Source organism: Streptomyces sp. NPDC037389, from assembly GCF_040636475.1.
GTDB classification, from domain to species: domain Bacteria; phylum Actinomycetota; class Actinomycetes; order Streptomycetales; family Streptomycetaceae; genus Streptomyces; species Streptomyces hesseae.
In genome coordinates this window covers 416,043-431,112 of sequence record NZ_JBEZUS010000006.1, presented here as the reverse complement: position 1 = coordinate 431,112, position 15,070 = coordinate 416,043, and the positions used below count along the sequence as shown (strand labels likewise).

Genomic DNA, 15,070 nt, shown 5'->3' with positions numbered 1-15,070 from the left:
GACTGTACGCACACCCCCTCCGTTAGGGTCGTTCATACGCCCGAAAGCCACCAGGACGTGCGGATCAGGACGCGCGCACCGGACGCGCGGGGAACCGCAGGAGAGGATCAGGGAGCCCATGGAGACCGCCAGCCGCCCCACCACCGAGCCGGCCTTCCGGATCGCGACCGCCGATGACGTACCGGCGCTCGTCCGGCTGGTCGAGTCGGCCTACCGGGGCGACGAGAGCCGGGCCGGCTGGACGACCGAGGCGGATCTGCTCGACGGCCAGCGGACCGACCCCGAGGGCGTGCTCGCCGTGATCACCGACGGGAACAGTCGGCTGATGATCGCGGAGCGCGACGGCGAACTGCTCGCCTGCTGCCAGCTGGAGCACCGGGGTGACCACGTCTACTTCGGCATGTTCGCGGTCCGGCCCACCGCCCAGGGCGGTGGCCTGGGCAAGCTCGTCATGGTGGAGGCCGAGCGCGTCGCCCGCGCCGAGTGGGACGCCCGCGCCATGCATATGACCGTGATCAGGCAGCGTGACGAGCTGATCGCCTGGTACGAGCGCCGCGGCTACCGGCGCACCGGTCAGATGAGCCCCTTCCCTTACGGCGACGAGCGCTTCGGTGTGCCGCAGCGCGACGACCTGGAGTTCGAGCTGCTGGTCAAGGAACTCAAGGAGCCCACGGAACCCAAGGAGCTCGCGGGCTGAGCGGCGCGGCCGGAGATGGCCGGAACACGCCTAGAACGGCCCCGGTGGCGGCAGGGGCCGGGGAGACGGATGATCGGAGCTGATGCCCCGGACAGAGGAGGCCGACAGGAAAAACAGCGGCGTCACCGGGGGGTCGGCAGGATAATTTATGGCTGCACCTCTTGAGCCGGAGAACCTCGCATGGATACGGTGTCTTAACGCCAGGTTCTCCAGAGGAGGGTTAGTCGTGACGGAAATCTTTGCGTCGACGGCAACGCAAGCCGACATTTTGTCTGTGGATCGTGTTGTCGAGCATCCCGCTTGGGCTGCCCTCAAGAGCGCCGTGGAGACAATCCGGCCCTGGCAGTCCGCCGACGGCTCCATCGACCTCGCCGCGGAGGGCGCACCACCGGGCGAGGCGGTCCGCGCCGAGGTCGAGGTGGTCATAGCCGCCGTGGAGCAGCTCTCGCCGCTCCTGCCGCACGACGTGGAGTACCACGCCGCGCTCGTCGCCGACCTGCGCCGCTGGGCCGACGGCGGCTTCGGCGTCCCGGACTTCCTGGAGGCACTGCTGGCCTTCCAGCCCGCCGCCCAGCGCGCCGACGGCCTCCAGCACCTTGTCGTCTTCCCCATGTACACGCAGAACGGCAACCCCGACCGCAACTTCGAGGCGGTCGTGCTGCGCGTGGTCTGGCCGGAGTGGCTCGCCGAGCTCGAGCGCACCCGCTACGACAACCCGCTGTTCCTCGGCATCACCTTCGAGGACTTCACCTCGGGCTACGACACCAATTCCGCCGTCCTCTTCCCGGAGACCATCGCCGTGCGCGAGGCCCCCGAGCGCTTCACCTGGGGCGGCATCTTCTGCGACCGCGAGGCCGCCCGCTTCCGCCGGGTCACCGAGGCCGCCGTGGAGACCCTCAAGCTGGGGCTCCCCGACGACATCGCCGCCATGCTGCACGACCAGCAGCGCTGCCAGGAGGCATTCGTCCTGTGGGACATGGTCCACGACCGCACCCACAGCCACGGCGACCTGCCCTTCGACCCCTTCATGATCAAGCAGCGGCAGCCGTTCTGGATGTACGGCCTGGAGGAGCTGCGCTGCGACCTCACCGCCTTCAAGGAGGCCGTGAAGCTGGAGGCCGACGGCTACGCCCAGGGCCGTGACGTGCAGTACGCCGTCCTCTTCGACCGGATGTTCCGCTTCCCGCTCACCGGCGACCGCGTCCGCAACTACGACGGCCTCGGCGGCCAGCTGCTCTTCGCGTACCTCCACAAGCACGACGTCGTACGCTGGACGGACAACACCCTGCACATCGACTGGGACCGTGCCCCGCAGGTCACCAACCAGCTGTGCGGCGAGATCGAGAAGCTCTACCGCGACGGCATCGACCGCCCCAAGCTCGTCCACTGGTTCGCCGCCTACGAGCTCGTCTCGACCTACCTCGCGCCGCACCCCGGCTCCGTGTGGGCCAAGGGCCCCGACGCCCTCGACCTCAGCCTCCCCCCGCGCAAGCTGGTGGACGAGGTGCTCGCGGACGAATTCCCGCTCAGCATGTTCTTCGAGGCCCTTGCCAAGAAGCTGCGCGGCGTGATCGCCTCGACCAAGGGGATCACCGCGGCCGGCGCCGAGCAGGTGGCCGCGTGAGCGGGCGCGAGAAGGAGGCGACGGGCATGAGCATTCCGACGAACGGGAACGGCGGCCCGCTGGACGGTGCTGTCGTGGCGGTGGCCGGAGCGGCCGGCCCGGCGGGCCGGGCGGCCCTGCTGCGGCTCGCCGAGGCCGGGGCGACCGTCGTCGCCGCCGACGCGGACGCCGCGCGCCTCGCCGAGGCCGTGGACGCCGCCCGCTACGCCCACGGCGGCGCCACCGTCACCGGCGACACCGTGGACCTCCTCGACCCCGACGCCGCCCGGGCCTGGGCGGACCGTACAGAGAAGGAGTTCGGGCGGATCGACGGCCTGGTCCATCTGGTCGGCGGCTGGCGCGGCTCGGCGACCTTCGCCGAGACCGACCTCGCCGACTGGGAGCTGCTGGAGAAGCTGCTCATCAAGACCGTCCAGCACACCTCGCTGGCCTTCGAGGCCCCCCTGGCCCGCAGCGGCAACGGCCGGTACGTGCTGATCAGCGCCGCGGGCGCCAGCAGCCCCACCGCCGGGAACGCCGCCTACTCCGCCGCCAAGGCCGCCGCCGAGGCCTGGACCCTGGCCCTCGCCGACTCCTTCCGCAAGGCGGGCGGCGAGGGCGCCCCGCCGGCCGCCGCCACCGTCCTGGTGGTCAAGGCGCTGGTGCACGACGCGATGCGTGCCGAACGACCCAACGCGAAGTTCGCGGGCTTCACCGACGTCAAGGACCTGGCGCAGGCCATCGCCGGCGTCTGGGACAAGCCCGCCCAGGAAGTGAACGGAACCCGTCAGTGGCTGACCCCGCAACCGTGACCCCGCCCGTGACCGACGCGATACGCCGGCACGACCCCGAGGTGCGCGGCTTCGCCAGCGACAATTACGCGGGCGCGCACCCCGAGATCCTCGCGGCGCTCGCCCTCGCCAACGGCGGCCACCAGGTCGCCTACGGCGAGGACGACTACACCGCCCACCTCCAGGACGTGATGCGGGCCCACTTCGGGCCCACGGCCCAGGCGTTTCCCGTCTTCAACGGCACGGGTGCCAACGTCGTCGCCCTCCAGGCCGCCACCGAGCGCTGGGGAGCGGTCGTCTGCGCCTCCTCCGCGCACATCAACGTCGACGAGTGCGGGGCGCCCGAGCGCGTCGGCGGGCTGAAGCTGCTCCACGTGCCCACCGAGCACGGCAAGCTCACCCCCGAGCTGATCGACCGCGAGGCGTTCGGCTGGGAGGACGAGCACCGGGCCCAGCCGCAGATCGTCTCGATCACCCAGACCACCGAGCTCGGGACCTGCTACACCCCCGAGGAGATCCGGGAGATCTGCGACCACGCCCACGAGCGGGGCATGAAGGTCCACCTGGACGGCTCCCGGATCGCCAACGCGGCGGCTTCCCTGGGCCTGCCCCTGCGCGCGTTCACCACGGACGCCGGGGTCGACCTGCTCTCCTTCGGCGGCACCAAGAACGGCATGGTCTTCGGCGAGTGCGTCGTCGTCCTCAACCCGGACGCGGTGCGGGCGATGAAGCACCTGCGCAAGATGTCGATGCAGCTCGCGTCGAAGATGCGCTTCGTCTCCGTGCAGTTCGAGGCGCTGCTCTCCGGCGACCTGTGGCTGCGCAGTGCCGGGCACGCCAACGCCATGGCGGCGCGGCTGGCCGAGGGCGTCCGGGGCATCGAGGGCGTCGAGGTCCTCCACCCGGTGCAGTCCAACGCCGTCTTCGCCCGGCTGCCGCACGACGTGAGCGAGCGCCTCCAGAAGCGCTACCGCTTCTACTTCTGGAACGAGGCCGCCGGGGACGTCCGCTGGATGTGCTCCTTCGACACCACCGAGGCCGACATCGACGCCTTCACCGCCGCGATCGCGGAGGAAATGGCCAAGCGGTAGCGGCCGGCCCTACCGGCACCTACGGATGCGGGGTACGTACGGTGACGTACGTACCCCGCGCCCATTCGCGTAGCTCTTGGCGTCAGCGCCGTCCATCCGCCCCGGCGACCGCCGGGACGGGGGCCGTGCCGCCGAGGTGGGCGGGGATCCACCAGCTGTCGCCGGGGCCCTCCGTACGCACCGGATAGGCGCGCTGGGCGGCCTCCAGGAGGTCCTGGACCCGGGCGCGGACGCGCTCGGTGACCTGCTCGGCGGGCTCGGCCGGATCCGCGGTCACCGGCTCGCCGACCCGGATGGTCACCGGGATGTGGTTGCGGCGCAGATCGCGCTTGTGGCCCTTGGTCCACAGCCGCTGGGTGCCCCACAGCGCCACCGGCACCAGCGGCACCCCGGCCTCCTGGGCCAGCCGGGCCGCGCCGGACTTGAAGTTCTTCAGCGTGAAGGAGGTGGAGATCGTCGCCTCGGGGAAGACGCCGACGATCTCACCCGACCGCAGGGCGGAGAGCGCGTGCTTGTAGGCGTCGAGGCCGGCCGAGCGGTCGACGGGTATGTGCTTCATCGCCCGCATCAGCGGCCCGGAGACCTTGTGGCGGAAGACGGACTCCTTGGCCATGAAGCGCACCAGCCGCTTGGCGGGCCGGGCGGCCAGCCCGGCGAAGACGAAGTCGAGGTAGCCGATGTGGTTGCTCACCAGGACCGCCCCGCCACGCGACGGGACGTGCTCGCTGCCCTGGATGTCGAAGCGCAGGTCGAGCGCCTTGAACATGGTGCGTGCCATACCGATCACCGGGGGGTAGACGAGCTCTGCCATATCGGGAAGATCCTTCCGGCCTGGGGAGGGTGCTCCCGGCTGAAACGCTGATGTGCTGAAGCGCCTAAGTTACGCGTACGTAGGGTTGGCTTTCGCCAGATCGTGCCTGAATGCCCGCCGAGGAGCCAGCCGGGTGCCCCCGGGGTCCACGAGATCCTCGTCACGTCGGGAAATTTCCCGGTGGACGATGATGCTGCAAGCAGAGACCGGAGGTGGACACCGGTTACGGACGAGGGAGGGTGAGCGTGCCCGTAGGGGACGAACGGGAAGGCGCGCCGGAGCGGCTGAGCGCCGCCGGGATCGGAGTGGCGGAGCTGGGGGAGCGGGCGACGCTCGTCCAGTTCTCCAGCGCCTTCTGTCAGCCGTGTCGCGCGACCCGGCGCGTCCTCGCGGACGTCGCGGCCATGGTCGACGGCGTCACGCACGTCGAGATCGACGCGGAGGACCGTCTGGAGCTCGTCCGCGCCCTGGGTATCACCGCCACCCCCACCACGCTCGTCCTGGACGGCGCGGGGCGCGTCGTACGGCGTGCCACCGGGCAGCCGCGGCGGGCCGATGTCATCGCGGCACTGGGCGCGGCGGTCTGACGCCGTGCTCCACTCCGTCCTCTTCGTCCGCTTCGGCAGAAGGGCAACCCCATGACGGTCTCCCCCGGCTCTCCCGGGATCGACACCGCCGGTCCCGAGCTGCTGCGCTCGGTCTTCCGCAGGCACGCGGCCGGCGTGGCGGTGATCACCGCGCAGGGCACCCGCCCGGTCGGCTTCACCGCCACCTCCCTGACCTCGGTGGCGGCGACGCCCCCGCTCGTCTCCTTCGGCGTGGGCACCGGCTCCTCCAGCTGGCCCGTGCTGGCGGAGGCCGAGCACGTCGGCGTCCACATACTCGGCGAGCACCAGCGGGAGCTGGCCGCGACCTTCGCGCGCAGCGGCGCCGACCGTTTCGGCGCGGCCACGGGCTGGCGGCCCGGCCCGCACGGGGTGCCGCTGCTGGAGGGCGTCCTGGCCTGGATGGTCTGCCGTGTCGTGGCCAGGGTGCCGGCCGGTGACCACCGTCTGGTGCTCGCCGAGGCGGTCGCCGGAGACCCCACGGGTACGGGCCGTCCCCTGCTGTACCACCAGGGAAGCTTCAACGGTCTGCGCGACTGAGGCATCCCTTTCCTGCGCGTTGGGCAGATCACAGTCGACCGGCCTTGCGTTCGGTGAACAGCCTCGATGTACTGACGAGTAACATTCCGGTCGAGGGCGGGAGCCGAACCGATCGGGGTCCGCCCCACCAGGCGCCTATGCTGCCTGCGAAGGCAGCTTTGATAGAGACGATGCAGTAGGAGAGCCGGCGTGAGCTTGAGGATCGTTGTCACTGTGAAGTACGTGCCTGACGCCACGGGCGACCGGCACTTCGCCGAAGACCTGACCGTCGACCGCGACGACGTGGACGGCCTGCTCTCGGAGCTCGACGAGTACGCGGTCGAGCAGGCGCTGCAGATCAAGGAAGCGGCCGACGACGCGGAGATCACCGTCCTGACCGTCGGCCCGGAGGACGCCAAGGACGCCCTCCGCAAGGCGCTGTCCATGGGTGCGGACAAGGCCGTCCACGTCGAGGACGACGACCTCCACGGCACCGACGCGCTGGGCACCTCCCTGGTGCTGGCCAAGGCCCTGGAGCACGTCGGCTACGACCTGGTGATCTCGGGCATGGCCTCCACCGACGGCGGCATGGGCGTCGTCCCGGCGATGCTCGCCGAGCGCCTGGGCGTGCCGCAGGTGACCCTGCTCTCCGAGGTGGCCGTCGAGGGCGGCAAGGTGACGGGCCGCCGTGACGGCGACGCCGCGAGCGAGCAGCTGGAGGCGTCCCTCCCGGCCGTCGTGTCCGTCACGGACCAGTCCGGTGAGGCCCGCTACCCGTCCTTCAAGGGCATCATGGCCGCCAAGAAGAAGCCGGTGGAGTCCCTGGACCTCTCCGACCTGGGCATCGAGGCCGACGAGGTCGGTCTGGACGGCGCCTGGACCACGGTCGACGAGGCCACGGAGCGTCCGGCCCGTACGGCCGGCACGATCGTCAAGGACGAGGGCGAGGGCGGCAAGCAGCTCGCCGAGTTCCTCGCGGGCCAGAAGTTCGTCTGAGCCTGAGCGCTGGGCCTGAGCGCTGAGCTCCGAGCCCGAACGCCCACCGTTCCTTCCTTCGTACTTGCAGGAGAGCAACACCATGGCTGAAGTTCTCGTCTACGTCGACCACGCGGACGGCGCCGTCCGCAAGCCCACCCTCGAGCTGCTGACCCTCGCCCGCCGCATCGGCGAGCCCGTGGCCGTGCACCTCGGCGCCGGCGCGGACACCGCCGCCGCGACGCTCGCCGAGTACGGCGCGGTCAAGGTCCTCACCGCCGACGCCCCCGAGTTCGCCGACTACCTCGTCGTACCGAAGGTGGACGCGCTCGAGGCCGCGTACAACGCCGTCTCCCCGGCCGCCGTGCTCGTCCCGTCCTCCGCCGAGGGCAAGGAGATCGCGGCCCGCCTGGCCGTCCGCATCGGCTCCGGCATCATCACCGACGCCGTCGACCTGGAGGCCGGCGACGAGGGCCCGGTGGCCACGCAGTCCGTCTTCGCGGCCTCGTACTCCACCAAGTCCCGTGTCACCAAGGGCACCCCGGTCATCACCGTCAAGCCCAACTCCGCCGCCCCGGAGGCCGCCCCGGCCGCCGGCACGGTCGAGCAGCTGGCCGTCTCCTTCGGGAGCGCGTCCACCGGCACCAAGGTCGTCTCCCGCACCCCGCGCGAGTCCACCGGCCGCCCCGAGCTGACCGAGGCCGCGATCGTGGTCTCCGGCGGCCGCGGCGTCAACGGCGCCGAGAACTTCACCATCGTCGAGGCCCTCGCCGACTCCCTCGGCGCGGCGGTCGGCGCCTCCCGCGCCGCGGTCGACGCCGGCTGGTACCCGCACACCAACCAGGTCGGCCAGACCGGCAAGTCCGTCTCGCCGCAGCTCTACATCGCGGCGGGCATCTCCGGTGCCATCCAGCACCGCGCCGGCATGCAGACCTCGAAGACCATCGTCGCCGTCAACAAGGACGCCGAGGCCCCGATCTTCGAGCTCGTCGACTACGGCGTCGTGGGCGACCTCTTCGAGGTCGTCCCGCAGCTGACGGAGGAGATCAAGGCCCGCAAGGGCTGATCGGCTCCCTGCCTGGCCTTCCCCCCGTTCCGGCTCACGCCGGGGCGGGGGGTTCGGCTTTGTGTCAGTGCTGCGCGCAGGTCGTCAGCGGACGTGAGCGTGGATGCCGCCTCTGCGGGGAAAAGCAGCCGCAGCGGGCACTTTGACCATACTCGGCGTGATGACGGATCTCCCACTGGCATGAGCCTCAGTGGGGGATCCGTCATTGCTGCCAACATTGCCGCGGAGTCTTGGGATCAGGCTTCCCCGTGTGTGGCCGCCCTCTCTCCCTGAGGCGAGGCGGGGTGTGGGTCTCCACAGCGACGACTCGCCCGCCTGCGAAGCTCCCACCCAACTGCTGCCGTCAGATGCCGCAGTAGCCTCAGAGGAAATGAGCTGGCGCAGGTTTGGGGAATTCTCGCGCCCGCATATGTCAGGCGAGCTTGAATTCGCTCTGGACGACACCGTATTCCGCAGGTTCCTCCCAGCACGTGTAACGACGCCCAAGCAGCTCTGACAGATCAATCCCAAGCTGCTCCGCCAGCCCGGCGGCCCCGGTCTTATGTGTTCGGGAGGAGCCATCGGCAACTTGATAGTGGGCAACAGCCCCACGCAGCTCTACAACAACGCACTCCACGCGCTTGCCCTGCCCGGTCGCCAACTCCTCATCGTGCTGCTGATGGGAATGTTGAGCATCCATCAGCTGACCGCAGAGTCCGCAGCGCATGCCTTCTCGAGAGGCATCCATGGCAGGAATCGTACTGGCATGGCGCTCCGCTGGCGAGTGAACAGGGAAGCCGTTGGTATCACGGCATCACTTGCCCAGTCTCACTGAGAGCCGAAACCTGAAGCCGGAAGGAGCCTGATCGCAACGGTAAGGCTCCTGCCGGTGCGGCATCTATCCGATGTCCGCCCAGCAGGAGCCTCGCGCATTAATTACACGCCACTAACTCGTGATGACATGATGCGGAATGCGGTCAATGGTTACCCGGAGGCTGACCATCTATTCATCCCGCCCTTGCCGTCCGGCCACAGGTATTCAAAGGTTGAAGCTGTATCTTCGGCGGACATCGCATCTGCTTTTGGCAGGGTCCACAGGGTGGCCTGGTGCCCGTTATTCTCACCAGTCCATCTTCGGGGACAGGGCTGGCACCCCAAAATGGATCGTCGAGAATTACGTGATCCTTGATCATTGGTGCACCGCCGGCTGCCCGTGCTGCCCGATTCTCCGTGTGGACCGCTTGGCGCGCCCTTCCCTCGCCCAGACTGGCCTCTTCTGGGGTCGTGGCGCCGCTTCGAAGGGAATATGAGTCGATCTGACTCCCGTGCGCGTCATAGACTTCCACATCGGCGAAATGTGTTTTAGCCGTGATCGGTCCGCAAATTTCCGGAAGGTTGGCGTTGTGGACCAAGACCGGGGCGGCGTCGGCCACGACATAGTACGTGTGCAGACCATTGACCGTGAGGTCGTATGTGACCGCGTCCGCGTGGTACAGCCGGACTGCCGTGACCTCGACATCCCCGGTCTCGGTCTGGAGCCGATCGCCCTCGTGCAGGTCCTTCGCTTCGACGAATGACGACTGCGTCTGGTCGTAGAAGGGGTGGTGGTAGGTGGTGGTGATAGTCGACGTGGGAGGCGTCGACGTGTTGGCCGCGCTCGGGGCCAGAACTGCCGCAGCGGCGGCCACGGTGGCCAGGCCGGCGGCGGCCTTCTTCAGGACGCGGCCTCCCAGGCCACCGGTCTTGGTGGTCGGGGCGACAGTTACGTCGACGAAGTCGTGGTCGGTGGCGGTGACGATGACCTTGTCGACCTTGTGGGTCTCCGTGGCACCGGCCTTGCCCGGTATCGCGTTCTTGATCTCGTCGCCGACCTTGATCTCGTCGATCCGCTTGGACGAACTGTCGGCCATGGCCACCCGGGTCGATCCGGTGAAGCTGTGCGGTTTCCGCGAGCAGGACGGTCCTGTCGACTCCTCCTCACCGCGCCCCGCACTGATCCGGCCCCTGACGCGGGCCGCCGCGGCGGAGGTGACCGCGCCGGCCGCGCCGATGACGGCACCCATCGCCGCACCGCCGGCCGCTGCCTTGCCCGCTCCGGACCAGGAGCAACCCGCACCGCTGCGCGAGCAGCTGATGCCGTATTCGCCCGCTCCGATCACGCCGCCCGATATGCCGCCGATGGCGGCGCCTTCCAGGGTGCTGGAGACGACCTTCGGCAGAACGTGGCCGAGCGCGGACTCGGCGAGCTTGCCACCGAGCGCGCCACCGATCGCGCCGCCGACGGCACCGATGCCCACCGCGCCGGCGAAAGCACCCACCGAGCAGGCACCTGCCTGGCCGGACATGCACTTCGCGCCCTGGTTGATCGCGCCGCCGACCGCACCGGCCAGTGCGCCGCAGCCGGCCGCACCCACGATGGGGCCGATGCCCGTGGGGGCGAGGGCGGCCTCGCAGCCGGCGAAGACGGCGAGCGAGGCGGTGAAGGAGGCGATCGCCGCCGCGTGCTTCTTGACATAGACCGCGGCCGCGTTGACCACCTTCGCGGTCGCGTGGTACGCCGTCTTCACCGCTTGGACGGTGTGGTGGTACGCGTGGCTCACCACGTGTTTGGTCACGTGATACGCGTGGCTGACGTGACGTCTGACGTATCGATAGCCGTCATGGACAGCACGGCCGGCCCGGGAGACGGCCCTGTGCGCGTAGTGCGACAACGTGTGGGACGCGCGCTTCACGTACGACGTCGTGGCGTGGTACGCGCTGGAGGTCCAGCTGGATGCGGTGTCGTAGGCGCTGGACGCCCACGACGAGACGGTGTTGTACGCGCTGGACGTCCACGACGAGAACGAGTCGTAGGCGCTCGACGCGTAGGACGTCAAGCTGTGCACGCCGCTGGAGACGGACTTCTTGAAGTTGCCCCACCAGCCGTGACCCGACGGGTCCGTCCCCTTCAGCGGGTTGTCGTCCACGTACGCGAACGGGTTGGCCGTGACCGAGTTCGGGACCGGATTGAAGGCCATCGTGTCGCGGTTCATGAACTGGCCGGTGGCCGGGTTGTACCAGCGGGCGGCCATGTTGACCTTGCCCGTGGCGTTGTCCGTCCAGCCCGACTGGTAGCCGAGGTGGCCGAATGGGGCGCCGGTCGTGCCGGTGGGGTTGCCCAGCGGGTCGTAGCCGACGGAGCCGGAGAGGTCCGTACCCGTTGCCGTGAAGTTGCCGATGACGTCGTCGTGCTGGTCGGTGAGGGCGAGCACGCCGGGGACGGAGCCGCCGGGGGTGCCGATGCCGATCAGGCCGTTGTCCGGCGTCCAGGTGTAGGTGTTGGCGCCGTCCGAGGCCAGGGTGTTGCCCGTGCCGGTGTAGGCGAAGGTGGCGTTGGCCCCGTTCGCGCCGGTGTTGGTGACGACCCGGCCCAGGGCGTCGGTGACATACGTCTGGGTGCCCTGCGTGAGCTGCTGGTCGAAGGCGTCGGAGGCGAAGACGGTCGGCGTGCCGATGGCCGTCGACTGCTGGGTGAGGGTGCCTCGGGCGCTGTACCGGTAGGTGTTGACTCCGTCGCTGGTCAGCTGGTCTCGGGCGTCGTACGCGTAGACGTTGGAGCTGACCCGGATGCGGTTGCCCGAGTCGTCGTAGCCGTACGCGGTCGTGGTGTTGCCGTTGTTCCAGGAGGTGAGGCGGTCGGCCCAGTCATAGGTGTAGGTGTTGTTCGACGGGCCGGCCAGACCATTGGTGGTCTTGCTGGTGAGGTTGCCGTTGGTGTCGTAGCCGTAGCCGATGGAGGCGACGGTGTTGCCCGCGGCGGTCTTGAGGGTGTCGCCGGTCAGCCGGTGCAGCTTGTCGTAGCCGAAGCCGCGGACGTTGCCGTCCTTGCCGCCCTGCGTGTACTGGATACGGGTCGGCTTGGAGAGGTTGTTGTAGGTGTAGGTGAGCTGTGTGCCGGTGGCCGGGTCGGTCAGGGTGGACAGGCGGCCGGCGTTGTCGTAGCCATAGCCCGTGGTGCCGGCGGCGTCGGTACGGGTCGTGACGAGGCCGTCGCCGTTGTAGCCGAAGGAGCTGGAGCCGGACGTTCCGGCAGCGGTCAGCAGCAGGCCCCGGTCGTTGTAGGTGAAGGTGTTCGATGTCGCGGGGACGGGCGTCCCGGATATCGCAATGGTCGCGGCGGAGGTCATACGGCCCTCGGCGTCGTAGCCGAAGCTACGGGTCGCCGTGCCGATCTCCGCTCCGCTGCCGGACTGCGTGGTCAGGTTGCCCAGCGCGTCGTAGTCGGAGGTGACCGTCACCCCGCCGGGCGAGGTCTGCTTCACCGGTCGGCCGGCCGCGTCGTAGGCCGTGGTGAAGGTCGAGTCCGCGGCGCTGGTGTAGCTGTACGTGGACATCGACACCGACGGTTCGATGACCGACTCGGGCAGGTTCCAGGAGTTGAAGGTGTAGTAGCGGGCGTTGCCGCGGCCGTCGGTGAAGCGGGTGCGGTGTCCGGCCGCGTCGTAGCCGAAGCCGGTCGTGATCGAATGCGTCGCGTCGACCGGCTGCACCTCACCGGTGACCTGGCCGAGCGCGTCGCGCGTGAAGGCGGTGGTGTGCTGGTTGGCGTCCGTGGAGGACAGCAGGTGACCGGCGGCGCTGTAGGTCGCCGACCGCGTCGAGAGCACCGTCTTCTTGTCGGTGTCCAGCGCCTGAGTCCGGACGGGGTTGCCCAGCTGGTCGTAGGTGACGGTGTTCCACGTGCCGTCGGGCAGGCCGACGGCCGTCTTCTGGCCCTTCAGGTCGTAGGTGTTCTGGGTGGTGTTGCCCGCCGCGTCGGTGACCTGGGTGACCTCACCGGCCCGGTTGTAGCCGTAGCTGGTGGTCACACCGTTCTGCGAGGTGGTGGAGGCCAGGAAGGCGCCACCGGGGTTGGCCGCGGAGGTCGCGTAGGAGTGGGTGGTGGTCGACGTGGCCGGGTTGGGGAAACGCTCCAGGGTCGTCGTGGTGAGCTTGCGACCCATGAAGTCGTACGTCGCCTGCGTCTGCGCGCCCGACGGTGATGTCACCGACAGGGCGTCACCGTTGGCGTCGAAGACGGTGCGGGTGACGCCCTTGTTGGCGTCCGTCACTTGCACGACGTCACTCAGCTGGTCGTAGACGTAGCCGGTGGTGCGCCGCAGCGGGTCGGTGACCAGTGTGACGTTGCCGAGCGCGTCGTACGTCCAGTTCGTCGTGGCACCGGCGATGGGTGTGCTCGAACCGGGTGGCGTGTAGTCGGGCAGGGTCTGGGCCGTCTTGCGGCCCTCGGCGTCGAAGGAATTGGTGGTCGTGTTGCCGTTCGGGTCCTGCGTCTCCGACTGGTCGCCGAAGGTGTTGTAGCCGACCGTGACGGTCGGGTGCACCAGGGTCGGCCCTCCGCCGTTGATCTCCGCGTTGACCGCCGGAGCGACGGTGACGGTCCGGTGACCGGCCTCGTCGTAGGCATAGCCGGTGACGTTGCCGTCGGCATCGGTCATGCTCACCGGCAGGCCCCGCTTGTCCAGCTTCCAGCTGGTGGTCGCCTGGCCGCCGGACGCAGTGGTGCCGCCGGAGCGGTCGGCGCCGTACAGGCGGGCGACCTCGTCGCCCGAGAGGGCGCGCGCGTAGGTCTGGACGTTGTCGATGGAGCCGTTGACCTGGTTGTACAGGCCCCCGCCGGTGGTGTGGATCGCACCGAAGGTCGTTTGACCGGGGGCGTTCCACGGGCTGGAGTTCGTCGCCGTGCCGGCCGGCTGGCCGTTCACGTAGAGCTTCATCGTGCCTGTGCCCGAGTCGAACGTCGCGACCAGGTGCGTCCAGGTGCCGGCGGCCGCGCTGCCCGCCGGCGCGAGCGCGGCCGGGTAGGCGGCGGTGGAGCCGTCACCGGTGGTGGACCCGAAGGACCATGTCTTGGTGCTCGCGCTGTAGCCGAGGTAGAGGGCCTGGCGGTTGGCGCCGCCCTGGCCGACGAACGTCTGGTCGCTCGCCGCCTGGCTGTTCAGCTTGACCCAGGTCGAGACGGAGTACGACGACGCCGTGTTGAGCGCGGGACCGTTGGTGCCGATCACGCTGGTGGTGCCGTTGAGTGAGGCCGCTCCATCGTTCCAGGCGACATCCGTGGCGACGGCGGTGTTGCCGGTGCCGGAGGCGTCGGCGACCGTGGTGCCGGCCGTCTGGTTCAGCGGCCACCAGCCGGTCGGACGGCCGACGCCGTCCTGCCGTATGGAGCGGCTGGTCAGGTTGCCCATCGCGTCGTAGGTCGAGCTGGTGGTGTCCGCCGTGCCGCTGCCGTCGTTCAGGGTGCTCGTGGCGATCCTGTCGTCCGGCGTGTACGACACGGTGGTCGTGCGGTTGACACCCGTCGGGTCGACGGCGGTCGCGGTCACGCGGTCAGCCGCGTCGACAGTGGACCTCGTCACGGTGGCGCCGTTGTTGGTCGCCTGTTCGATCAGGTTGCCGGCGGGGTCGTAGGTGTTGGCCTGCTGGACGAAGACGTTCTTTCCCGACGGGTCGGACTTGGTGATCGTCGCCGTGAGGTCGTTGTCCGTGTAGGTGTACGACGTGGTGTTGCCCATCGCGTCGGTGATGGACTGCAGCCGCCCTGCCGGGTCATAGGCCCGGGAGGACTGGACCAGGTCCTTCGCCGGCGAGGGGTTGGCCGGGTCGCCCGTGTAACCCTTGAGGGTCTGGGTGAGCAGGTGCCCCTCGGCGTCGTAGGCGAAGGCGAGGGTGTTGCCGAGCGCGTCGCGTTCGGTCGCCTTGTTGCCGTACGCGTCGTAGGTGAACGAGGTGGCCGACTTCGTCGCGTCGGTGTTCGTCTCCAGCTGGTTGTACTGGTTGTACGTGGAGGAGACGGTGCGCGGCGCGTCGCCACCGGAGAGGTCGGCGACCGTCTGGGAAGTGACCAGTCCGTCCGCGTCGTAGACCGTGCTGGTCCTCGCCTGGTGGAGGGCA

12 protein-coding genes are annotated in these 15,070 nt (G+C 69.4%); 9 read left to right on the top strand and 3 right to left on the bottom strand.

All coding sequences use genetic code 11. The annotated features are described in order from the left end of the window. Positions 1-118 precede the first annotated feature (118 nt). From AB0E98_RS16425 to AB0E98_RS16410, 4 genes are all read left to right on the top strand, one after another. The gene (locus AB0E98_RS16425) at positions 119-697 is read left to right on the top strand and encodes a GNAT family N-acetyltransferase (RefSeq protein ID WP_361702728.1); all 579 of its coding nucleotides are present in this window, start codon (positions 119-121) and stop codon (positions 695-697) included. 148 nt (positions 698-845) lie between these two features. Next, positions 846-2,321 (top strand): DUF6421 family protein, encoded by a 1,476-nt coding sequence (locus tag AB0E98_RS16420; RefSeq protein WP_361702726.1) that lies wholly within the window; start codon positions 846-848, stop codon positions 2,319-2,321. A 26-nt stretch (positions 2,322-2,347) separates the two neighbouring features. Continuing rightward, entirely contained in the window at positions 2,348-3,112 is a 765-nt protein-coding gene (locus AB0E98_RS16415) for an SDR family NAD(P)-dependent oxidoreductase (RefSeq protein WP_361702725.1), read from the top strand. After that, positions 3,091-4,182 carry a low specificity L-threonine aldolase gene (locus AB0E98_RS16410; RefSeq protein WP_311614157.1) on the top strand — a complete coding sequence of 364 codons (1,092 nt, stop codon included), beginning with the start codon at positions 3,091-3,093 and terminating at the stop codon, positions 4,180-4,182. Before AB0E98_RS16415 ends, AB0E98_RS16410 begins: the two co-directional genes overlap by 22 nt. A gap of 82 nt (positions 4,183-4,264) precedes the next feature. Here the strand turns inward: AB0E98_RS16410 and AB0E98_RS16405 are convergent, their stop codons facing one another. Next, positions 4,265-4,993, bottom strand: a complete 729-nt coding sequence (locus AB0E98_RS16405) for a lysophospholipid acyltransferase family protein (RefSeq protein ID WP_361702723.1) — start codon at positions 4,991-4,993, stop codon at positions 4,265-4,267. Positions 4,994-5,238: 245 nt separating this feature from the next. Between AB0E98_RS16405 and AB0E98_RS16400 the strand changes: the two genes are divergently transcribed. From AB0E98_RS16400 to AB0E98_RS16385, 4 genes are all read left to right on the top strand, one after another. Continuing rightward, positions 5,239-5,580: a thioredoxin family protein gene (locus AB0E98_RS16400; protein WP_361702721.1), complete on the top strand. Its 342-nt coding sequence runs from the start codon at positions 5,239-5,241 to the stop codon at positions 5,578-5,580. A gap of 51 nt (positions 5,581-5,631) precedes the next feature. Further along, the gene (locus AB0E98_RS16395) at positions 5,632-6,138 is read left to right on the top strand and encodes a flavin reductase family protein (protein WP_361702719.1); all 507 of its coding nucleotides are present in this window, start codon (positions 5,632-5,634) and stop codon (positions 6,136-6,138) included. Between the two features lie 189 nt (positions 6,139-6,327). Beyond that, the gene (locus AB0E98_RS16390; protein ID WP_361702718.1) at positions 6,328-7,113 is read left to right on the top strand and encodes an electron transfer flavoprotein subunit beta/FixA family protein; all 786 of its coding nucleotides are present in this window, start codon (positions 6,328-6,330) and stop codon (positions 7,111-7,113) included. An 82-nt stretch (positions 7,114-7,195) separates the two neighbouring features. Next, a complete protein-coding gene (locus AB0E98_RS16385; protein WP_361702716.1) occupies positions 7,196-8,158 on the top strand; it encodes an electron transfer flavoprotein subunit alpha/FixB family protein in 963 nt (320 codons plus the stop codon). A 412-nt stretch (positions 8,159-8,570) separates the two neighbouring features. Here the strand turns inward: AB0E98_RS16385 and AB0E98_RS16380 are convergent, their stop codons facing one another. Both AB0E98_RS16380 and AB0E98_RS16375 read right to left on the bottom strand, forming a co-directional pair. Further along, positions 8,571-8,885, bottom strand: a complete 315-nt coding sequence (locus AB0E98_RS16380; RefSeq protein ID WP_361702715.1) for a hypothetical protein — start codon at positions 8,883-8,885, stop codon at positions 8,571-8,573. 259 nt (positions 8,886-9,144) lie between these two features. Then, entirely contained in the window at positions 9,145-14,940 is a 5,796-nt protein-coding gene (locus AB0E98_RS16375) for a LamG-like jellyroll fold domain-containing protein (RefSeq protein WP_361702804.1), read from the bottom strand. Between AB0E98_RS16375 and AB0E98_RS16370 the strand changes: the two genes are divergently transcribed. Next, a complete protein-coding gene (locus AB0E98_RS16370; RefSeq protein WP_361702713.1) occupies positions 14,906-15,040 on the top strand; it encodes a hypothetical protein in 135 nt (44 codons plus the stop codon). The genes AB0E98_RS16375 and AB0E98_RS16370 overlap by 35 nt on opposite strands. Positions 15,041-15,070 lie beyond the last annotated feature (30 nt).